The following is a 19452-nucleotide window of genomic DNA, read 5'->3' as shown; positions in this document are numbered from 1 at the left end:
TCAGCCATGGTGCTTGGCCCAGTCCATGACGATGCGGTGCAGCTGCTCGACGCCGTCGGTGAGCGCCGCGGGGCCGGGCTGCAGGATGTCGGCCGACTTGATTTCGTGCAGTTGCTGCGTCTTCACCGCGTTCACCTCGGTCCAGCCGGGACGCGCGGCGACCTTCTCGGGCCGGAACTTCTTGCCGCACCACGAGCCGATCACGATGTCGGGATTGCGGCGCAGGATCTCGTCGTCGTTGGCGAGGATGCGGTCCTTGCCCAGTGACTGCAGCGACAGCTCCGGGAAGATGTCGTCGCCCCCGGCGATGCCCGCCAGCTCCGACACCCAGCGAATCGCGCTGATGCGCGGCTCGTCCCATTCCTCGAAGTACACGCGCGGCCGGCGCTTCAACGCCGCGGCCTCGCGCGCGATCTCGTCGAGCCGCGCGCGCATCTTCGCCAGCAGCGCCAGCCCGTCATCCGCGCGCCCCACCATCGCCGCCACCTGGTACAGCATCGAGAAGATGTCGTCCACGCTGCGCTGGTTGAAGATCGTCACCTGCACGCCCTGCTTCACCAGCTCCGCCGCGATGCCGGCCTGCAGGTCGGAGAAGCCGAACACGCAATCGGGCTGCAGTTCCAGGATCTTGTCGGTCTTGGCGGAGAGGAAGGCGCTGACCTTCGGTTTTTCCTGGCGGGCGCGGCGCGGGCGCACCGTGTAGCCGGAGATGCCGACGATGCGCGCCTCCTCGCCGAGCAGGTACAGCCACTCCGTCGCCTCCTCGGTGAGGCAGACGATGCGCCGGGGCGCGTACGGGGTGGCTGCGTTGCCCATGCTCAGAACTTCACGCGCACGGCCGCCGTGAAGGCGCGGCCGGGTTCCGGGTAGATCGCCGAGGGCTGGCTGCCGGCGCACGCATAGGCCTGCGTGTAGAACTTGCGGTCGGCCAGGTTGGTCACGCCCAGCGAGAACTCGGCGTGCTTCCAGGCGTAGGCGTAGCGCGCATCCACCGTGGTGTACGCCGGCATCGTGCAGGCATTGTCGAAGTCCGGATGCTGCGAGCCGACCCACACCACCCCGCCACCCACGCGGTGGTGCGGCGCCGGCGCCCAGTCGGCGCGCACGGCCAGCGTGCGTTGCGGCACCAGGGGCACGTCCTTGCCTGCATAGGGGCCGGAGCGGAACGTGGCATCGCGCACGTTGGCGTTGACGCGCACGCCCAGGCCGGCGGTGACGCGGTGGGTCGCATCGACTTCCAGGCCCTGGCGGCGCGTCGGGTCGAAGTTGACGTTCGCGCCGAAGAAGCCGAACGGGCCGGCGGCAGCCGGGTCGAAGCCGAGTTCGTTGGAGATGTCGTTGCGGTACAGCCGCGCTTCGACCTTCCCCGCCGCGTGCTGCCAGCGCGCGCCCAGTTCGAAGTCGCGCGAGGTCTGCGGCGCGAGGAGCGCGCCCGGGGCCGTGAAGCTGAACTCGTCCACGTTCGCGAAACGGAAGCTGCGGCCGAAGCGCGCATACGCCGTCACCGCGCCGAAGGGCTGGCTCGCGCCGAGCTCCCACGCGTTCTCGCGCGCGTCGACAGCGCCGCCCATCGTGTTGCTCTTTTCCGCGCGCTCCGTGCGCCAGCCCGCGCCGATGCGCGTGCCGCCCGCGAGCGTGACGTCGTCCTTGATGAACCAGGCGCGCGAATCCTGTTTCGCGGTGGAGCCGAACGCGCCCAGCACGTCACGGGTCCACCGCAGGTTGTCGGTGCCGACGACCAGCAGGTTCTTCGCGCCGCCGAAGTCGTGGCTGCCGCGCGCGCGCAGCGACCAGGTGTCGGCCGAGATGTCGTAGTCGTAGGAGCCGAAGGCCGACACGCTGCGCAGCTTCTTGTCGCGTGTGCCGCCTTCCAGCACCACCTGCCAGCTGGCGAATTGCAGTTCCGCCGCCCCGCTGGTGCGTGCGTTCCGGAAGTTGGCGTGATCGCCCGGCGTGTTCGTCTGCCGGGGGTCCTGCGCGTACTGGTCGGAGCTGAGCGCGCCGGGCAGCCCGGTGTCCAGCCTGTCCTCGCTGTGCTGCGCGTTGACGCGCAGCCACTCGTTGGCCCACGAGCCCGAGAGCGACCCCGCCTCGGTGCGCGAGCGGAAATTGTCGCGGTGGCCGTTGCTGTCGCGCTTTTGCAGCGCGGCGTCCACCGTGAAGCCGCCCGCGCCGAAGTTGCCGTTGGTGCGGAAGTCGCGCAGCCCGTACGAGCCGGCGCCCGCGTACGCGGAGCCGCCGTTCGCGCGCGTCTTGCCGGCGCCGGCCTTCGTCGTGATCACGATGACGCCGCCCGTGGCGCCCTCGCCGTACAGCACCGACCCGCTGCCGCGCAGCACCTCGATGCGCTCGACCGATTCGATCGGGATGCCCGCCAGGCGCGTGCCGCCGAGGTCGGCCTCCGACAGGCGGATGCCGTCGACGATGACCACCTGGTTGTTGTCCGCGGTGGAGCCGAAGCCGCGCAGGTCGACGGCGTATTCGCCGCCGCCCCACAGGTCGACGCGGCCGACGACGCCCAGCACGCGCATCAGCGCCTCGTTGACGGTGGAAGCGCCCGAGCGCTCGATCTCCTCGCCGGAGATGACGCTGACACCGAACGGCAGCGACTGCGAGTTGTCCGGGAAGCGCGTGGCGGTGATGGTGGTGGGAGCAAGCGTTGCGGCGGTCTGCGCGAACGCGATCAGCGGCAATGCGGCGGCCAGTGCGGCGGCGCGTGATGCCTTCGGTTTCTTCATGGCTTTTCTCTGACGATGGATACCCGGGCCGGCTTCCCCGCCGGCAAGTGGGCGTCACGGCGCCACGCTTGCGCGCGGCGCCACCGTGTTGGCCGGTATCCGGGCTGGCGGCGTCGCTTCCATCGCCTTCCCAGGTGCGCGGTTACGCGCAAACACCCAGTGGCTTCGTGTGATGGAACGGGAAATCGCGCGCAAACGCGAAATCCGACCGCTGACCGTTGCGGGGGCAGCGCAGGTTGGCTCGGTGCCGTAACACGTCGCTTCCTGCTTCCCGTTGAACTGCGGCATGCGAACCACACCGCGAGCACCAACCCCTCGATTTTAGAGCCGAAACTGTCACAAATCCCTACAATGCGCCGGTATGAGTGCCGCGCAGATGGAGCAGCTTGCGGAGAGGGTCGAGCGCCTCCTGGTTCGCTACGAGGAGCTTCAGCGCACCAACGCGCTGCTGGCCGAACAGGTCGATGTCCTCACGCATGAACGCGACTCGCTGAAGTCGCGCCTGGCCGCTGCCCGCGCGCGCGTCGACGCGCTGCTGGAGCGCCTGCCCGAAATCAAGAGCGCTGCGTGAAACAGGTCGAAGTGCAGATCATGGGCCAGAGCTACCTGCTCGCGTGCCCCGAAGGCGGCGAGCAGCGCCTGCTCGAAGCCGTGGAAAAAGTCGACACCGCCATGTGCCGCATCCGCGATGCGGGCAAGGTGAAGGCGCGCGACCGCATCGCGGTGCTGGCGGCCCTGAACCTCGCGTTCGACGTGGCCGACAAGGTGCCCGCGATCGCCGCCACGGCCCTCGTGCATGCGCCTGTCAACGGCGACGCGGCCGACCCCCGCCTGGGCGCGCTCATGCAGCGCCTGGACCGCGCGCTGGGCGACGACGGCCGCCTCATTTGAGCTGACACAGTTGGGCTTCGCGCGGCCCTGTCAAGCCGCGGCGCGCAACTCTTTCGAAGCATGCGGATTTGCGGCGCAAAGCTCGCCACCGCGCCGCGCATCGTCCTAGAATCATCCCGTCTGCAGTGAGTTTCGGGCTTTATATTTCCTTGAACCAATGCTCTTTGAGCGCGGGCTTGGAACATCCCCTGGCGGGCGTGAACGTCTCGCGTCAGATGATCCCAACGCCAGGTTGACCTCGCCCACCTGAACCCCGGTTCAGGATGCGGCCCGGAGCCGCGGCAGACACCTCTACCCGAAGGCCGGACCCGTTCCGGCCTTCTTTCGTTTCAGGCTTCGTAGTTGCGCCACTGCTTCATCGCGTTGCGCATCGTGAGCAGCTGGCGTTCGAACTTCGGGCAGGCGGCGCAGGCGGCCAGGTGCAAGCGCAGCGCCACGCGCTCCAGGACCGGCAGGTCGCGGTCCTCCCGGGCCACCAGCAAGGCGGCCACTTCCCTGCAGGTGCGGCGAAGGATCATGGCGAGGCGGCTTTCCGGCCGAACCAGTTGAGCTCCAGGCACTCCCGCAAGCGCAGGCGCGCCCGGTGCAACTGGACGTAGAGGTTGGTCGGCGTGAGCTGGAGTTCCTTACAGATTTCGTCGCTGGACAGCTCCAGCCACTCGCGCATCAGGAACACGCGGCCCATCGCCGCCGGCAATTTGTCCGTGCATGCCTCCAGCACCAGGAAGAACTGGCGCGAGTTCAGCTCCTGCTCGGGGTTGCCCCAGTCGGCGGGCTGCTGCACGTAGTGGCCGTCGGCCTTGAACATCAGCGCGTCGAGTTCCGCGCCGCCGTCGCCGTCGTCGTCCACCAGCTGCACCTCGCGCTGGCGCTGGCGCAGGATGTCGATGACCTTGTGCTTCAGGATGCCCACGAGCCAGGTCTTGAGCTGGCTGCGGTTGCCGAACGACTGGGGCTTGGACAGCGCGGCCAGCAGCGTCTCGGACACCGCGTCTTCCGCCCACGCATCGTTGCGCAACTGCAGCCGCGCGAACCGCAGCAGGTAGGCGCGGTGTTCGGCCAGCTGGTGCTCGATCGCGGCGGTGCTCATCCGCCGGAATCATCGCACAGGCGTAAGAAAGGGCCGGCCGCCCCGACTCACCGCCGGCACCGGCAACACCGCTGCCTCCAACCACCCACGACAGGAGAAAACGTTCGATGAAAGCCAAGCACCTCGCATCCCTCGCCATTGCCGCCGCCGCCCTGTGCGGTACCGGCACCGCCCTCGCCGCCGGCGAAACCGGCGACTTCTACATGTTCAGCGAGATCATGGGCATGAAGATGATGGACAAGAACAAGGACGGCATGGTCTCCAAGAAGGAATACATGGACATGATGTCCAAGGCCTGGGACATGAACGCAAGGAAGATGGGCGTCAAGGGCGACAAGATGACCACCGACCAGTTCAAGGACCTCATGACGTACATGCAGGGCAAGTAAGGCACTGCGTTGCGCCGGCGCCCGCCGTCGGCGCACAATGCCGCGACGGCCCCCGAAGGAGCTTTGCCATGAGCGAAACCGAAGCGCGTTTCTCGGTCCTGCGCAAGTCGGCCGACGGCGAGGTCGTCGCGGCCCTCCAGAAGTACGTCCGGGAGGCGAGCGACGTCGAGCTCAATCGCATCAACGTCATCGACTTCGCCGCCCGCCACCAGCTGGCCGAAGGCGCGGTGCTCGATGCCTTCCTGCACGCGTCCCAGATCGGGCTGTTCGACATGTCGTGGAACGTGCTGTGCCCCGGCTGCGGCGGCGTGCTCGGCGCGAACGCCTCGCTGCGCAGCATCCACAAGGGCCAGTATTCGTGCGCGATCTGCGCCGCCGGCTACGAGCCCACGCTCGACGAGATGGTGGAAGTTTCCTTCACGGTCAACCCGCGGGTGCGCCAGATCGCGGCGCACACGCCCGAGCAGCTGCCGATGTGGGACTACGTGCGCCAGATGTTCTGGAGCTCCGGCATCGAGTTCCCGCAAGGGGTGAACCACGCCGAGTACATGAAGCGCTTCGTCATCGACTGGGCCGAGCTCGGGCCCGGCGAGAAGGCGACGATGTCGCTGCAGGTGGCCGAAGGCTTCCTGATCGTGTTCGAGCCCGTCACGCACGCGGCGCACTTCCTGGACGTGAAGGGCGAGCCGACCACCGACCGCCAGGAGTTCGGCGTGGTGTTCAACAACGTGTTCTCGCCCACGGGCACCGCCGAACTGCGGCCCGGGCCGCTACGGCTGACGCTGGAAAACCGCACGAAGAGCCGCGCCCTGCCGGCGCTGTACGTCGCGGGCGACGAGCTGCACCACCTGCTGGGCCACCGCAAGCGTTTCCTCACGGCGCGCACGCTGCTCACCAACCAGACCTTCCGCAACCTGTTCCGCACCGACATGCTGGAGGTGGACCAGCGGCTGAAGATCACGAGCCTGACCTTCGTCTTCACCGACCTGAAGGCGTCGACCGAGCTGTACGAGCGGGTGGGCGACCTCGCTGCCTACGACATGGTGCAGGACCATTTCGCGGTGCTGAACGACGTCGTCGCCCGCGAGTCCGGGGCGGTCGTGAAGACCATCGGCGATGCGGTGATGGCGAGCTTCCCCACGCCCGACCGGGGCATGTCGGCCGTGCTCGCCATGCGCGACGCGATGAAGCAATTGAACCGGCGCCGCGAGTGCGACGACCTGATCCTGAAGATCGGCATCCACGAAGGGCCGTGCCTGGCGGTGCAGCTGAACGACCGGCTCGACTACTTCGGCCAGACGGTGAACATCGCCGCGCGCGTGCAGGGGCTGGCGACGGCGTCGTCCATCTACGCCACCGAGCCGGTGGTGCGCGACGCGAAGACGGCCTCCGTGCTGAAGGACGCGGGCGCGCAACCCATCGCGCAGCAGCACGCGCTGCGCGGCATCAGCGAGACGCTGACGGTGTACGAAATCCCGTAACGGCCTCTGCGACAATCGCCGGGCTGTATGCCCGTCGAACCCCTCCTCCTCGCGGAACTCGCCGCCCTCGGCATCGCCACCGGCTTCCTCGCCGGGCTCCTGGGCATCGGCGGCGCGATGATCATGGTGCCCTTCGTCACCATCGTGCTCACGCACCGGGGCTACCCGGCCGACTACACCGTGAAGATGGCGGTGGCCACGTCGCTCGCCACGATCTGCTTCACCTCGCTGTCGTCGATGCGCGCGCACCACCAGCGCGGCGCGGTGCTCTGGAAGGTCGTGGCCGTGCTCGCGCCCGGCATCATCGTCGGCGGCCTGGTCGGCGCGCAGATCAGCGCGGCGCTGCCGGGCAAGTCGCTCGGCGTGCTGTTCGCGATCTTCGTGGCCTTCTCGGCGACGCAGATGCTCATCGACCGCAAGCCCAAGCCCACGCGCACGCTGCCCGGCCCCCTGGGCATGTTCGGCGCGGGCACGCTGATCGGCGTCGTCTCGTCCATCGTCGGCGCCGGCGGCGCGTTCATCTCCGTGCCGTTCATGACCTGGTGCAACGTCAAGATCCACGACGCCGTGGGCACCGCGTCGGCGCTGGGCTTCCCCATCGCGCTCGCGGGCACCGCCGGGTATGCGTGGGCCGGCCGCGACCTGCCCGGCATGCCGCCCGGCTCCATCGGCTACATCTACCTGCCGGCGCTGCTGGCGATCTCCGCCGCCAGCGTCCTGCTCGCCCCGGTGGGCGCGCGCGTGGCGCACCGCATGGACATCCGGCCCCTGCGCCGCCTGTTCGCCGTGGTGCTGTACATCCTGGCGGCCTACTTCATCCTGCGCTGACGACACCATGAAAATCGCGATCATCGGGCAAGCGGATTTCGGCAAGGCCGCCTTCGAGGCGTTCACCGCGCGCGGCGACGAGGTAGCCGCCGTGTTCTGCGCGCTCGAGAAACCCGGCGCGAAGCCGGACGCGTTGCGGGCCGCCGCCGAAAAGGCCGGCGTGCGCGTTCACCAGTTCAAGAGCCTGCGCTCGCCCGAGGCGCACGACGCGATGCGCGCCGCAGGCTCCGAGCTGATCGTGATGGCCTACGTCACGCAGTTCGCGCCGCAAAGCCTGGTGACCATCCCGCGTTTCGGCGCGATCCAGTACCACCCGTCGCTGCTGCCGCGCCACCGCGGGCCGTCGGCGATCGGCTGGGCGATCGCGCACGGCGAGAAGCACACGGGCCTGACGATCTTCCGCCCCACCGACGGCCTCGACGAGGGCCCGGTGATCCTGCAGAAGACCTGCGACATCGGCCCCGACGACACGCTCGCCGACGTGTATTTCAAGAGGCTCTTTCCGCTGGGCGTGACGGCGCTGCTGGAGGCGGCCGACCTGGTGGTGAGCGGGCAGGCGGTGGAGCACGTGCAGGACGAGGCGTACGCCGGCTACGAAGGCTGGATGCACGAGGAGGAAGCCCAGGTGCACTGGGCGATGCACGTGGACGTCATCTACAACCTGGTGCGGGCGTGCAACCCTTCCCCCGGCGCATGGACCTGGATCGGCGGCGCGAAGGTGCGCATCTACGACGCGCGGCGCACGCTGGTGAAGACGCACGGCGAGGTGCAGGGCGCACCCGGCACCATCGCTTCCATCGACGGGCGCGGCATCACCGTGAACGCGCACGGCGGGCGCATCGAGATCCTCGTGGTCAGGCCCGAGGGCGGCGCGAAGGTGCCGGCCGCCGAGTTCGCGAAGCAGCAGCAGCTGGCGCCCGGGCAGAAGATCGGGACGGCGCCGGGGGCCTGAGCGCCTGCTCGATCTGCGCGGCGCCCTCGCCCTGCAGGAAGCGAAGGAAGGCCTGCGCCACCGGCGGCAGCCGCTTGGTGCGCCGGTGCACCACGTACCAGTTGAGCATCAGCGGGAACCCCTGCACGTCCAGCACCACGAGGCTGCCCGACTGCAGTTCGCGGCTGACGGTGTGCGCCGACAGGAAGCTGATGCCCATGCCGGCGATCACCGCCTGCTTGATCGTCTCGGTGCTCTTGATCTCCATGGCGATGTTCAATGACCCCACCGCGTCGCCGAAACCTTCGAGCATGGAGTTCCACGTGTCCGAGCCCTTTTCGCGGACGATGAAGGGCTCCTTCGTGATGCGCGCGACCCGGATGCCCCGGCGCCCGGCCAGCGGGTGCGACGGCGGCGCGACGATCACGTAGGGGTGCGGTGCGAACGCGAGCGCCACGGTGTCGGATTCCGCGGGCGGCGGCGGGCGGACCATCACCGCGAGGTCGGTGAGGTTCTCCGCCAGCCGGCCCAGGAGCTCCTCGCGGTTGCACACGCCGAAATTCAGCGTGACGCCCGCGTGCCGCTGCGCGAACGCGACCAGCAGCGCCGGGAAGAAGTAGTCGCCGGCGCTGATCACGCTGACGTTGAGCTTGCCGCCGGCCACGCCCTTGAAGGCCGAGAGCGCCTCCTCGGCTTCGTGGAACTTCTGGATGATCTCGCGGCTGGACAGGAGCATCTGCGCGCCCGCCGGTGTGAGGTGCACTTTCTTGCCGAGCTGCTCGAACAGCGCCAGCCCGGCGTGCTCCTGCAGCTTGCGAACCTGCGTCGACACCGCCGGCTGCGTCAGGTGCAGCTCTTCCGCGGCGCGCGAAAAGCTCAGGTGCCGGGCCACCGCCTCGAACACCTTGAGCTGCCGCAGGGTCGCGTTGCGCATGGCACAAACTATAAGTGACGAGGAATGGAATCGATCAAAAACATTGACTTTCATGAATCGTCCGCCGCACCTACATTGGCTGCAGGCAGTTCGGATCAAGGAGACATCCATGCAAGCTCGACAGCAAGTGCAAGGCAGCGAGCGGTACCTGCTCGCCTTCGAGGAACTCGGGCTCGACTTCCACTGGGACGGCCGTGAGCCGGTGCGCGCGTACATCGAACGCGAACACCCGCAGCTGCTGCGCGTGTACGACGCGGAGTTCCTCGTCAGTGCGATCGAAAGCATCAGCGCGCGCGGCACTGCCTGAACGTATGCTGAACAGGGGTCTCGGGACAAACCCTGAATTTCCGCAATCTTGACTTTCGTCAAGAGCATCCGTGCGTTGTTGGGAGGAGCATCCGCTCGCATAACGCAGGAGACAAAGCGATGAGTACCCGAGACAGGTTCGTCCGCATCGCGGGCGCACTCGCCGTGGCATCCATGGCATTCGCTTCTTCCGCCGCGCTCGCCGCGTGGGAGCCCACCAAGCCCGTCGAATTCGTCGTCCCCGCCGGCACCGGCGGCGGCGCCGACCAGATGGCCCGCCTCATCCAGGGCGTGGTGGCCAAGCACAACCTCATGAAGCAGCCGCTGGTGGTGGTGAACAAGTCGGGCGGCGCGGGCGCCGAGGGCTTCCTCGACATCAAGGGAGCCAAGGGCGACCCGCACAAGATCGTCGTCACCCTGTCCAACCTCTTCACGACGCCGCTCGCCACGGGCGTGCCGTTCAACTGGCGCGACATGACGCCGGTGTCGATGATGGCGCTGGACAACTTCGTGCTGTGGGTCAACGCCGAAACGCCGTACAAGACCCCGAAGGACTACCTCGCCGCCGTGAAGGCCGCGGGCCCGAGCAAGATGAAGATGGGCGGCACCGGCTCCAAGCAGGAGGACCAGATCCTCACCGTCGGCATCGAGAAGATTTCCGGCACCAAGTTCATCTACGTGCCCTTCAAGGGCGGCGGCGAAGTGGCGGTGCAGCTGGTCGGCAAGCACGTCGATTCCACCGTGAACAACCCGATCGAGGCCGTCGCGCAATGGCGCGCCAAGCAGCTGCGCCCGCTGTGCGTGTTCGACGAGAAGCGCATGCCCTACCCCGCCAAGATCACCGACACGCAGTCGTGGCAGGACATCCCGACCTGCAAGGAATCGGGCCTGGACACCAGCTACACCATGCTGCGCGGCATCTTCATGCCCCCGGGCGTGACCGACGACCAGAAGAAGTTCTACGTGGAGCTGCTCAAGAAGGTGCGCGCCACGCCGGAATGGAAGGACTACATGGAAAAGGGCGCGTTCAACCAGACCTACATGGACGGCGACGCGTACTTCCAGTGGCTGGGCAAGGCCGAGCAGATGCACCGCGAACTGATGAAGACCGCCGGCTTCCTGTCCAACTGAGATGGAAGAAGCCACCACCGGCGGCGAAGGCCGCGGCCTGACCACGCACACGGTCGAACTCGTCGTCGCGGTGCTGGTGTTCGCGCTGGGGCTGACGGTCCTCATCGGCAGCTGGAAGCTCGGCTCCAAGTGGACGAGCGACGGCCCCGGGCCGGGCTACTTCCCCTTCTACATCAGCCTGATCATGTGCATCTCGGGCGCCGGCATCTTCGTGCAGGCGCTGCGCAAGCACCCCGAAGGCACCTTCGCCGACCGGCAGCAGCTCAAGCAGGTGCTGATCGTGCTGCTGCCGGCCGCGCTCTACGTGCTGGCGGTGCAGATCGTGGGCGTGTACATCGCCTCGGCCGTGTACATCGCCCTCTTCATGACGCTCCTGGGCAAGTACTCGCCGGTGAAGAGCGGCATCGCCGCCGTGGTGATCATGGCGATCTTCTTCCTGCTGTTCGAAGTGTGGTTCAAGGTACCCCTCTACAAGGGCGCATTCAACCTGCTCGGTTTCACGGGGTACTAGCTTGGACGAACTCAGCGCACTGTTCCACGGCTTCTCGGTCGTGCTCACGCCCCTGAACATCGGGCTGATGCTCGTGGGCATCGTCCTCGGCGTGCTGATCGGCGTGCTGCCCGGCCTGGGCGGCGCCAACGGCGTGGCCATCCTGCTGCCGCTCACGTTCAGCATGTCGCCCACGTCGGCGATCATCATGCTGTCGTGCATCTACTGGGGCGCGCTCTTCGGCGGCGCCATCACGTCGATCCTGTTCAACATCCCGGGCGAGCCGTGGTCGGTGGCCACCACCTTCGACGGCTACCCGATGGCGCAGCAGGGGCAGGCAGGCCGTGCCTTGACGGCGGCGTTCACGTCATCGTTCGTCGGCGCCTTCATCGCCGTGGTGATGATCACCTTCCTGGCGCCGCTGGTCGCGAAGTTCGCGCTGAAGTTCGGGCCGCCGGAATTCTTCGCGGTCTACCTGCTCACCTTCTGCAGCTTCGTGGGGATGGGCAAGGGATCGCCGTTCAAGATCCTCGCGTCGATGTGCATCGGCTTCGCGCTCGCCGCCGTCGGCATGGACACGGTGACCGGCCAGCTGCGCCTGACCTTCGGCATTCCCGACCTGATGCGCGGCTTCGACTTCCTGATCGCCGTGATCGGCCTGTTCGGCATCGGCGAGATCCTGCTGTCCATGGAGGAAGGCCTGGCCTTCTCGGGCAAGAGCGCCAAGCTCGACCCCAAGGTGGTGTTCCAGACCTGGAAGGAGCTGCCCCGCTACTGGGTCACTTCGCTGCGCAGCGCCGCGGTCGGCATCTGGATGGGCATCACGCCCGGCGGCGCCACGCCGGCCTCGTTCATGTCGTATGGCCTGGCCAAGAAGATGTCGCGCGACGGCGCGAAGTTCGGCACCGGCCAGATCGAAGGCGTGGTCGCGCCGGAAACCGCCGCGCACGCGGCCGGCACGAGCGCGCTGCTGCCGATGCTGGCGCTGGGCATCCCCGGCTCGCCCACCGCCGCGGTGCTGCTCGGTGGCCTCTTGATCTGGGGCCTGCAGCCCGGCCCGCTGCTCTTCGTCGAACAGAAGGATTTCGTATGGGGCCTGATCGCCTCCATGTACCTGGGCAACATCGCGGGCCTGCTGGTCGTGCTGACCACCGTCCCGCTCTTCGCCGCCATCCTGCGCGTGCCCTTCTCGATCATCGCGCCGGTGATCATCGTGATCTGCGTGATCGGCGCCTACACGGTGCACAACGCGATGCTGGACGTGTGGTTCATGATGGCCTTCGGCGTCATCGGCTACGTCTTCAAGAAGCTCGACTACCCGCTCGCGCCGCTGGTGCTGGCCCTGGTGCTGGGCGACAAGGCCGAGGACTCGTTCCGCCAGGCCATGCTGGTGTCGCAGGGCGACCTGGGGATCATGTTCGCCAACCCGCTGGTCGGCACGATCACCACGCTGGCGCTGCTGCTGCTGCTGTGGCCGCTGCTGGCCAGGGGCTGGGCGCGCATCCGCAAGCCCAAGCGCGTCGAGTTCGCGCAGGAACAACCGGTCGACTGAAAGCCACGCCATGCCCGTCATCGCACTCACGCAGGAGATGGGGTCGCTCGCGAAGGACGTCGCGCTGCGCCTGGGCGAGCTCGGCAAGCTGCAGGTCACGCGGCACGAGGTCGAGGAAAACGTGGCCAACCGCATGCAGCTGCCCACCAGCCTCATCCGCCGGCTGCGCGGCGGCAAGGCCGGCCTGCGCGAGCGGCTGGGGACCGACCCGCAGCGCATGGGCGTCTACACCGCCGAGGAAGTCTTCTCGCAGGCGCGCCGCGGGAACGTGGTGATCCGCGGCTGGGGCGCCACGCTCTTGCTGCGGCCGGTGCCGCACGTGGTGAGCGTGCGCATCACGCGCCCGTTCGAGCAGCGCGTGGAGTGGCTCATGGACAACCTGGGCACGGACGACCGGCGCCTGGCGGAAGCGGAGGTGCGCCGCAGCGATTCCGCGCACGCCACGCGCATGAACGCGCAGTTCGGCGTGACCTGGGGCGACCCGCTGCTGTACGACGTGGTGATCAACATGGACCGCGTCGGCGTCGACAGCGCCGCCACGCAGATCCTCGCGCTGGCCGCGCGCCCGGAATTCCAGGAGACCGACGCCTCGCGCGCCGTGCTCGAAGGGCTGAGCCTGTCAGCGCGCATCCGCGCGGCGCTGATGGCCACCGAAAGCACGTCCGAGACCAACGTGGACATCGCCGCGGTGGACGGCAAGGTGACGTTGAACGGCCTGGTCGTGAACGACGCCGAACGCACCGAAACCGAGCGCATCGCCAAGACGGTGGCCGGCGTCGGGAACGTGGACAACCAGCTGCGCGTGATGACGGTGTCGCGCCGCTTCACGCATTCGAAGACTTAGATCTTGCCGCGTTGCTTGAGCCGCGAAAGCGTCTCCGCGGAAAGATTGAGGTACGACGCCAATTCCTTTTTAGGGATGCGGTCGAAGAGGTCCGGATGCTTTCGCATGAAGCGCCTGAATCGCCCCGGTGCATCGTGAAGGTGCAAGGTGATGGTGTGCGCCATGATTTCGCTCATGTGGTGCATCACCTCGTATTCGAAACTCTGCTTGAGGCCCGGGTGGCGCTCGATGAAGGCCACCCAGTCGCGCAAAGGAAGCTTCGCCACGCGCGCCTTCGTCACGCACACGATGCTGTAGGGCGCCGGCGTGCCCAGCCGCCATGCCGCGTAGCTCGTCTCCATCTCGCCTTCGTGCGCGAAGCGCAGGATCATCTCCTTGGCTTCCTGGTTGCTCACCACGCGCTTGAGGATGCCGTCGAGGATGAAGTACTGCTCCATCTCGTGCACGCCCTGCTGCAGCAGCCCCTCGCCCTTCTGGCAGTCGACGACGACCAGGTGCGGCTCCAGCTCGGCCATTTGCGCCACCGTCATGCCCTTGAGCACCACGTTGTGCGCGAGCTGCACGCGGATGACGTTTTTTTCCGGATGGTTCTCGATGGCTGCCACAGGCGGCAAATTTCCAAAAATTGACTGCGGTCAAGAAGGATTCGCGAAGGCGATTCCTATGATAGCCGCGACCCTTTGAAGAGTATTGGCAAGCCATGAACACCGAAACGCAAGCCGCCGAAACGACCGATGGTTTCCACCTGATCATCGATGCGCTGAAGCTCAATGGCATCGACACGATCTATGCCCTGCCCGGCATCCCGATCACCGATTTCCTGCGCATCGCGCAGGCCGAGGGCATGAAGGTCATCTCCTTCCGCCACGAGCAGCACGCGGGCAACGCAGCCGCGGCGCACGGCTTCCTCACGGGCAAGCCGGGCATCTGCTTCACCGTGTCGGCGCCCGGTTTCCTCAACGGCCTGACGGCGCTGGCGAACGCCACGACCAACTGCTTCCCGATGATCCTGGTGTCCGGTTCCTCCGAGCGCGAGATCGTCGACCTGCAGCAAGGCGACTACGAGGAGATGGACCAGCTCGCCATCGCCAAGCCGCTGTGCAAGGCGGCCTTCCGCGTGCTGCATGCCGAGGACATCGGCGTGGGCATCGCACGCTCGATCCGCTCGGCACTGTCGGGCCGGCCGGGCGGCGTGTACCTCGACCTGCCCGCGAAGCTCTTCGCGCAAAGCATCGCCAAGGATGCGGGCAGGAAGTCGCTGATCGAAGTGGTCGATCCGGCGCCCAGGCAGATTCCGGGCGACGACGCGGTGAAGCGCGCCGTCGACCTGCTCAAGTCGGCCAAGAAGCCGCTGGTGATCCTCGGCAAGGGCGCGGCCTATGCGCGCGCCGACGCCGAGATCAAGAAGTTCATCGAAACGACCGGCGTGCCTTACCTGCCGATGTCGATGGCCAAGGGCCTGCTGCCCGACACGCACCCGCAGTGCGCATCGGCCGCGCGCTCGTACGTGCTGGCCGAAGCCGACGTGGTGATGCTCGTGGGCGCGCGCCTGAACTGGCTGCTCTCGCACGGCAAGGGCAAGACCTGGGGCGCGGGGTCGTCGAAGGAGCCGACGAAGGCCAGGATCATCCAGGTCGACATCTCGCCGACGGAGCCCGACAGCAACGTGCCGACGGCCGCGCCCGTGATCGGCGACATCGGCTCGTGCATCGCGGCGATGAACAAGGCGATCGGTTCGGGCTTCGGCAAGCCGCCGGGCGACTGGACGGGCGCCATCGCCGAGCGCAAGGACAAGAACCTCACCAAGATGGCCGAGACCCTGGCTAAGGACACGAACCCGATGACCTTCCAGACGGCGCTGTCGGTCATCAAGGACACCATCAAGGCCCGCCCCGACGCGATCCTGGTGAACGAAGGCGCGAACACGCTGGACTTCTGCCGCTCCATCGTCGACATGTACGAGCCGCGCAAGCGCATCGACGTGGGCACCTGGGGCATCATGGGCATCGGCATGGGCTACTCGGTGGCCGCCGCGGTCGCCACGGGCAAGCCGGTGATCGCCGTGTGCGGCGACAGCGCGTTCGGCTTCTCGGGCATGGAGGTCGAGACGGTCTGCCGCTACGACCTGCCGGTCTGCGTGGTCGTCTTCAACAACAACGGCATCTACAAGGGCACCGACACCAACCCGCGCGGCACGGAAGTGGCGCCCACGGTGTTCGTCAAGGACGCGAAGTACGAACTGATGATGCAGGCCTTCGGCGGCGTGGGCGTGCGCGCAGCATCGCGTACAGAACTGAAAACCGCGATCGACGAAGCCGTGTCGTCCGGCAAGCCGACGCTCATCAACGCGATCATCGACGAGACGGCGGGCACCGAGAGCGGGCGCATCACCAGCCTGAACCCCGCGGCCGCGAAGAAGAAATAACTTTTGAAGGAAACCAAGATGGGCAAAGCTCTCGACGGGGTCAAGATCCTCGACTTCACGCACGTGCAATCGGGCCCGACCTGCACGCAGCTGCTGGCGTGGTTCGGCGCCGACGTGATCAAGGTGGAAAAGGCGGGCGAAGGCGACGCCACCCGCGGCCAGTTGCGCGACATCGACGGCGTGGACAGCCTCTACTTCACGATGCTGAACCACAACAAGCGCTCGATCACCATCAACACCAAGGACCCCAAGGGCAAGGAAGTGCTCGAGCGCCTGGTGAAGGAATGCGACGTGCTGGTCGAGAACTTCGCGCCCGGCGCGCTCGACCGCATGGGCTTCGGCTGGGAGCGCATCCAGCAGCTGAACCCGCGCATGATCATGGCCTCCGTCAAGGGCTTCGGCCCCGGCCCCTACGAGGACTGCAAGGTGTACGAGAACGTCGCGCAGTGCGCGGGCGGCTCCGCCTCCACCACCGGCTTCGACGACGGCCCGCCGCTCGTCACCGGCGCGCAGATCGGCGACTCGGGCACCGGCCTGCACCTGGCGCTGGGCATCGTCGCGGCGCTGTACCAGCGCAACACCAGCGGCAAGGGCCAGCGCGTGCTGGCCGCCATGCAGGACGCCGTGCTGAACCTGTGCCGCGTGAAGCTGCGCGACCAGCAGCGGCTGGAGCGCCGCAAGGTGCTCGAGGAGTACCCGCAGTTCCCCGAGACGGAGTTCGGCGAAGCGGTGCCGCGCGCCGGCAATTCGTCGGGCGGCGGGCAGCCGGGCTGGATCCTCAAGTGCAAGGGCTGGCAGAACGACCCCAACGCCTACATCTACTTCATCACGCAGGCGCCGGTGTGGGAGGCGATCTGCAAGGTGATCGGTGAGGAGCACTGGATCACCGACCCGAGCTACGCGACGCCTAAAGCGCGCCTGCCGCACCTGAAGACGATCTTCGCGCGCATCGAGGAATGGACCAAGACCAAGACCAAGTTCGAGGCCATGGACATCCTGAACAAGTACGACATCCCCTGCGGGCCCATCCTGTCGATGAAGGAGATCGCCGAGGAGCCGTCGCTGCGCGCCACCGGCACGGTGGTCGAAGTGGACCACCCCAAGCGCGGCAAGTACCTGACGGTGGGCAACCCGATCAAGCTGTCGGACAGCCCCACCGAAGTCACGCGCTCGCCCCTGCTGGGCGAGCACACCGAGGAAGTGCTGAAGCAGCTCGGCTACACCGAGTCGCAGATCGCGGGCCTCCGCGAAGCCAAAGTCATCTGAACGAAGGAAAGCGCCATGGACAAGAGCAAAGTTCGCGAAATCCTCGACAAGGTCAAGGCCGACAAGCGCGACGCGCTGACCGCGCCCGAGGGCAAGCTGGTCTGCGACGCCTACGGCATCAAGGTGCCCGGCGAAGGGACGGCTTCGAGCGCCGCCGAGGCGTCGAAGATGGCGCAGGGCATGGGCTTCCCGGTGGTGATGAAGATCGTGTCGCCCGACATCCTGCACAAGACCGAGGCCGGCGGCGTGATCGTCGGCGTGAAGTCGGCGGACGAAGCCGCATCGGCCTACGAGCAGATCATCGCCAACGCGAAGAAGTACAAGTCCGACGCCAAGATCGTCGGCGTGCAGGTGCAGCAGATGATCAAGGGGGGCCAGGAAGTGATCGTCGGCGCGATGACCGACGACAGCTTCGGCAAGCTCGTGGCCTTCGGCATGGGCGGCGTGCTGGTCGAGGTGCTGAAGGACGTGACCTTCCGCCTCGCCCCCGCATCGAAGGACGACGCCGCATCGATGCTCGACTCGATCCAGGCTGCCGAGATGCTCAAGGGCGTGCGCGGCAGCAAGCCGGTGAACCGCGAGGCGCTGCAGGACGTGATCGTGCGCGTGTCGCAGCTGGTCTCCGATTTCCCCGAGATCGCCGAGATGGACCTGAACCCCATCTTCGCCAGCGAGACGGGCGCGATCGCCGCCGACGTGCGCATCGTCGTCAACTTCGCGCCGAAGGCGCCGCGCTACCGCCCCGACGAGAAGGCCGTCGTCACGTCGATGAACCGCATCATGAAGCCGAAGGCGGTGGCGGTGGTCGGTGCCTCGAACGAGGCCGGCAAGATCGGCAATTCGGTGATGAAGAACCTGATCAACGGCGGCTACAAGGGCAAGATCTACCCGATCAACCCGAAGGACGCCGAGGTGATGGGCATCAAGGCCTTCAAGAGCGTGAAGGACGTGCCTGACGAGATCGACACGGCCGTCTTCGCCGTGCCGGCCAAGCTGGTCGCGGGCGCGCTGAAGGAATGCGGCGAGAAGAAGATCGCCGGCGCCATCCTCATCCCCTCGGGCTTCGGCGAGACGGGCAACATCGAAGGCCAGGAAGAGCTGCAGAAGATCGGGCGCGAGTACAACATCCGCCTGATGGGGCCGAACATCTACGGCTTCTACTACACGCCGGCGAACCTGTGCGCCACGTTCTGCACGGCCTACGACTACAAGGGCTCCACCGCCCTGTCGTCGCAGTCGGGCGGCATCGGCATGGCCATCATCGGCTACTCGCGCTCGGCGAAGATGGGCGTGTCGGCGATCGTCGGCCTGGGCAACAAGTCCGACATCGACGAGGACGACCTGCTGCTCTTCTTCGAGCAGGACGACAACACCAAGGTGATCGCGCAGCACGCGGAGGACCTGAAGGACGGCCGCGCGTTCGCCGAAGTGGCCAAGCGCGTGTCGAAGAAGAAGCCCGTCATCATGCTCAAGGCCGGCCGCACCGCCATGGGCGCGGCGGCTGCCGCTTCGCACACCGGCGCCGTGGCCGGCACCGACCGCATCTACGACGACGTGCTGCGCCAGTCCGGCGTGATCCGCGCCAAGAGCCTGCGCCAGATGCTGGACTTCGCGCGCGGCGTGCCTATCCTGCCGACGCCCAAGGGCGAGAACGTGGTGATCATCACCGGCGCCGGCGGTTCGGGCGTGCTGCTGTCCGACGCGTGCGTGGACAACGGGCTGAAGCTGCTCAAGCCGATGCCCGCCGACCTGGACGCCGCCTTCCGCAAGTTCATCCCGCCGTTCGGCGCCGCCGGCAACCCGGTGGACATCACCGGCGGCGAGCCGCCCATCACCTACATGAACACGGTGCGCCTGGGCCTGGAAGACGAGCGCATCCACGCGCTGATCCTGGGGTACTGGCACACCATCGTGACGCCGCCCATGGTGTTCGCGAGGAACATGGTGCAGGTGGTCAACGAGATGAAGGAAAAGGGCAAGGTCAAGCCCGTGGTGGCTTCGCTCGCGGGCGACGTCGAGGTGGAGGAAGCCGCGCAGTACCTGTACGAGAATGGCATCCCCGCCTACGCGTACTCCACGGAGATCCCGGTGGAGATCCTCGGCGCCAAGTACCAGTGGGCCCGGGCCGCGGGCCTGATGCCCAAGTAAGAAGGACG

Annotated in this window: 20 protein-coding genes and 1 riboswitch; of the genes, 14 read left to right on the top strand and 6 right to left on the bottom strand. The window is 67.2% G+C overall.

What is annotated here, in order from left to right:
• Both WG903_RS11290 and WG903_RS11285 read right to left on the bottom strand, forming a co-directional pair.
• Entirely contained in the window at positions 1 to 816 is an 816-nt protein-coding gene (locus WG903_RS11290; RefSeq protein WP_340075317.1) for a cobalamin-binding protein, read from the bottom strand.
• A 2-nt stretch (positions 817 to 818) separates the two neighbouring features.
• Positions 819 to 2738 carry a TonB-dependent receptor gene (locus WG903_RS11285; protein WP_340075315.1) on the bottom strand — a complete coding sequence of 640 codons (1920 nt, stop codon included), beginning with the start codon at positions 2736 to 2738 and terminating at the stop codon, positions 819 to 821.
• 73 nt (positions 2739 to 2811) lie between these two features.
• Positions 2812 to 3065: riboswitch (cobalamin riboswitch) on the bottom strand.
• Positions 3066 to 3099: 34 nt separating this feature from the next.
• On the opposite strand from WG903_RS11285, the gene WG903_RS11280 reads away from it, so the two are divergent.
• A complete protein-coding gene (locus WG903_RS11280) occupies positions 3100 to 3309 on the top strand; it encodes a DUF904 domain-containing protein (protein WP_340075313.1) in 210 nt (69 codons plus the stop codon).
• Positions 3306 to 3629, top strand: coding sequence for a cell division protein ZapA (locus WG903_RS11275; protein WP_340075311.1), 324 nt, complete (start codon positions 3306 to 3308; stop codon positions 3627 to 3629). The genes WG903_RS11280 and WG903_RS11275 overlap by 4 nt, the downstream gene beginning before the upstream one ends.
• Before the next feature lie 329 nt (positions 3630 to 3958).
• Here the strand turns inward: WG903_RS11275 and WG903_RS11270 are convergent, their stop codons facing one another.
• A complete protein-coding gene (locus WG903_RS11270; protein WP_340075309.1) occupies positions 3959 to 4147 on the bottom strand; it encodes a zf-HC2 domain-containing protein in 189 nt (62 codons plus the stop codon).
• Positions 4144 to 4719 carry a sigma-70 family RNA polymerase sigma factor gene (locus tag WG903_RS11265; protein WP_340075307.1) on the bottom strand — a complete coding sequence of 192 codons (576 nt, stop codon included), beginning with the start codon at positions 4717 to 4719 and terminating at the stop codon, positions 4144 to 4146. The genes WG903_RS11270 and WG903_RS11265 overlap by 4 nt, the downstream gene beginning before the upstream one ends.
• Positions 4720 to 4826: 107 nt before the next feature.
• On the opposite strand from WG903_RS11265, the gene WG903_RS11260 reads away from it, so the two are divergent.
• From WG903_RS11260 to WG903_RS11245, 4 genes are all read left to right on the top strand, one after another.
• Positions 4827 to 5108: a hypothetical protein gene (locus tag WG903_RS11260; protein ID WP_340075305.1), complete on the top strand. Its 282-nt coding sequence runs from the start codon at positions 4827 to 4829 to the stop codon at positions 5106 to 5108.
• A 68-nt stretch (positions 5109 to 5176) separates the two neighbouring features.
• Positions 5177 to 6589 carry an adenylate/guanylate cyclase domain-containing protein gene (locus tag WG903_RS11255; protein ID WP_340075303.1) on the top strand — a complete coding sequence of 471 codons (1413 nt, stop codon included), beginning with the start codon at positions 5177 to 5179 and terminating at the stop codon, positions 6587 to 6589.
• A gap of 27 nt (positions 6590 to 6616) precedes the next feature.
• A complete protein-coding gene (locus WG903_RS11250; protein WP_340075301.1) occupies positions 6617 to 7417 on the top strand; it encodes a sulfite exporter TauE/SafE family protein in 801 nt (266 codons plus the stop codon).
• A 7-nt stretch (positions 7418 to 7424) separates the two neighbouring features.
• Positions 7425 to 8369, top strand: coding sequence for a methionyl-tRNA formyltransferase (locus tag WG903_RS11245; RefSeq protein ID WP_340075299.1), 945 nt, complete (start codon positions 7425 to 7427; stop codon positions 8367 to 8369).
• On the opposite strand, the gene WG903_RS11240 is transcribed toward WG903_RS11245, so the two are convergent.
• Positions 8272 to 9282, bottom strand: coding sequence for a LysR family transcriptional regulator (locus tag WG903_RS11240; RefSeq protein ID WP_340075297.1), 1011 nt, complete (start codon positions 9280 to 9282; stop codon positions 8272 to 8274). The two genes, WG903_RS11245 and WG903_RS11240, sit on opposite strands and share 98 nt — an antisense overlap.
• A 109-nt stretch (positions 9283 to 9391) precedes the next feature.
• Here WG903_RS11240 and WG903_RS11235 point away from each other — a divergent pair, with 109 nt between their 5' ends.
• From WG903_RS11235 to WG903_RS11215, 5 genes are all read left to right on the top strand, one after another.
• A complete protein-coding gene (locus WG903_RS11235) occupies positions 9392 to 9589 on the top strand; it encodes a hypothetical protein (RefSeq protein ID WP_340075295.1) in 198 nt (65 codons plus the stop codon).
• Positions 9590 to 9708: 119 nt separating this feature from the next.
• Complete coding sequence (locus tag WG903_RS11230; RefSeq protein ID WP_340075293.1) at positions 9709 to 10719, top strand: Bug family tripartite tricarboxylate transporter substrate binding protein; 1011 nt, start codon at positions 9709 to 9711, stop codon at positions 10717 to 10719.
• Between the two features lies 1 nt (position 10720).
• Positions 10721 to 11230, top strand: coding sequence for a tripartite tricarboxylate transporter TctB family protein (locus WG903_RS11225; protein WP_340075291.1), 510 nt, complete (start codon positions 10721 to 10723; stop codon positions 11228 to 11230).
• 1 nt (position 11231) lies between these two features.
• Positions 11232 to 12761 carry a tripartite tricarboxylate transporter permease gene (locus WG903_RS11220; RefSeq protein WP_340075289.1) on the top strand — a complete coding sequence of 510 codons (1530 nt, stop codon included), beginning with the start codon at positions 11232 to 11234 and terminating at the stop codon, positions 12759 to 12761.
• Positions 12762 to 12771: 10 nt separating this feature from the next.
• Positions 12772 to 13605, top strand: a complete 834-nt coding sequence (locus tag WG903_RS11215; protein ID WP_340075287.1) for a cytidylate kinase family protein — start codon at positions 12772 to 12774, stop codon at positions 13603 to 13605.
• On the opposite strand, the gene WG903_RS11210 is transcribed toward WG903_RS11215, so the two are convergent.
• A complete protein-coding gene (locus WG903_RS11210) occupies positions 13602 to 14210 on the bottom strand; it encodes a Crp/Fnr family transcriptional regulator (RefSeq protein ID WP_340075285.1) in 609 nt (202 codons plus the stop codon). The two genes, WG903_RS11215 and WG903_RS11210, sit on opposite strands and share 4 nt — an antisense overlap.
• Before the next feature lie 95 nt (positions 14211 to 14305).
• Here WG903_RS11210 and oxc point away from each other — a divergent pair, with 95 nt between their 5' ends.
• Genes oxc through WG903_RS11195 form a run of 3 tightly spaced genes read left to right on the top strand, consistent with a single transcriptional unit; the run spans position 14306 to position 19444 of the window.
• Positions 14306 to 16030 carry an oxalyl-CoA decarboxylase gene (gene oxc / locus WG903_RS11205; protein WP_340075283.1) on the top strand — a complete coding sequence of 575 codons (1725 nt, stop codon included), beginning with the start codon at positions 14306 to 14308 and terminating at the stop codon, positions 16028 to 16030.
• A gap of 18 nt (positions 16031 to 16048) precedes the next feature.
• A complete protein-coding gene (gene frc / locus WG903_RS11200) occupies positions 16049 to 17296 on the top strand; it encodes a formyl-CoA transferase (protein ID WP_340075281.1) in 1248 nt (415 codons plus the stop codon).
• A gap of 15 nt (positions 17297 to 17311) precedes the next feature.
• Positions 17312 to 19444: an acetate--CoA ligase family protein gene (locus WG903_RS11195; protein WP_340075279.1), complete on the top strand. Its 2133-nt coding sequence runs from the start codon at positions 17312 to 17314 to the stop codon at positions 19442 to 19444.
• Positions 19445 to 19452: the final 8 nt, after the last annotated feature.

The sequence above is a fragment of the Ramlibacter sp. PS4R-6 genome (genome assembly GCF_037572775.1).
Lineage (GTDB): Bacteria > Pseudomonadota > Gammaproteobacteria > Burkholderiales > Burkholderiaceae_C > Ramlibacter.
The sequence above is the reverse complement of the archived record's forward strand: the minus strand, read 5'-3'. Positions and strand labels throughout refer to the sequence as shown.

What these genes read in the sequence shown, in the direction of transcription:
- oxc (WP_340075283.1), top strand. Translation starts at nt 14,306, where the DNA reads ATGAACACCGAAACGCAAGCCGCCGAAACGACCGATGGTTTCCACCTG.
- WG903_RS11245 (WP_340075299.1), top strand. Translation starts at nt 7,425, where the DNA reads ATGAAAATCGCGATCATCGGGCAAGCGGATTTCGGCAAGGCCGCCTTC.
- WG903_RS11230 (WP_340075293.1), top strand. Translation starts at nt 9,709, where the DNA reads ATGAGTACCCGAGACAGGTTCGTCCGCATCGCGGGCGCACTCGCCGTG.
- WG903_RS11290 (WP_340075317.1), bottom strand. Translation starts at nt 816, where the DNA reads ATGGGCAACGCAGCCACCCCGTACGCGCCCCGGCGCATCGTCTGCCTC.
- WG903_RS11215 (WP_340075287.1), top strand. Translation starts at nt 12,772, where the DNA reads ATGCCCGTCATCGCACTCACGCAGGAGATGGGGTCGCTCGCGAAGGAC.
- frc (WP_340075281.1), top strand. Translation starts at nt 16,049, where the DNA reads ATGGGCAAAGCTCTCGACGGGGTCAAGATCCTCGACTTCACGCACGTG.
- WG903_RS11225 (WP_340075291.1), top strand. Translation starts at nt 10,721, where the DNA reads ATGGAAGAAGCCACCACCGGCGGCGAAGGCCGCGGCCTGACCACGCAC.
- WG903_RS11255 (WP_340075303.1), top strand. Translation starts at nt 5,177, where the DNA reads ATGAGCGAAACCGAAGCGCGTTTCTCGGTCCTGCGCAAGTCGGCCGAC.
- WG903_RS11240 (WP_340075297.1), bottom strand. Translation starts at nt 9,282, where the DNA reads ATGCGCAACGCGACCCTGCGGCAGCTCAAGGTGTTCGAGGCGGTGGCC.
- WG903_RS11195 (WP_340075279.1), top strand. Translation starts at nt 17,312, where the DNA reads ATGGACAAGAGCAAAGTTCGCGAAATCCTCGACAAGGTCAAGGCCGAC.
- WG903_RS11250 (WP_340075301.1), top strand. Translation starts at nt 6,617, where the DNA reads ATGCCCGTCGAACCCCTCCTCCTCGCGGAACTCGCCGCCCTCGGCATC.
- WG903_RS11260 (WP_340075305.1), top strand. Translation starts at nt 4,827, where the DNA reads ATGAAAGCCAAGCACCTCGCATCCCTCGCCATTGCCGCCGCCGCCCTG.
- WG903_RS11280 (WP_340075313.1), top strand. Translation starts at nt 3,100, where the DNA reads ATGAGTGCCGCGCAGATGGAGCAGCTTGCGGAGAGGGTCGAGCGCCTC.
- WG903_RS11270 (WP_340075309.1), bottom strand. Translation starts at nt 4,147, where the DNA reads ATGATCCTTCGCCGCACCTGCAGGGAAGTGGCCGCCTTGCTGGTGGCC.
- WG903_RS11285 (WP_340075315.1), bottom strand. Translation starts at nt 2,738, where the DNA reads ATGAAGAAACCGAAGGCATCACGCGCCGCCGCACTGGCCGCCGCATTG.
- WG903_RS11265 (WP_340075307.1), bottom strand. Translation starts at nt 4,719, where the DNA reads ATGAGCACCGCCGCGATCGAGCACCAGCTGGCCGAACACCGCGCCTAC.
- WG903_RS11235 (WP_340075295.1), top strand. Translation starts at nt 9,392, where the DNA reads ATGCAAGCTCGACAGCAAGTGCAAGGCAGCGAGCGGTACCTGCTCGCC.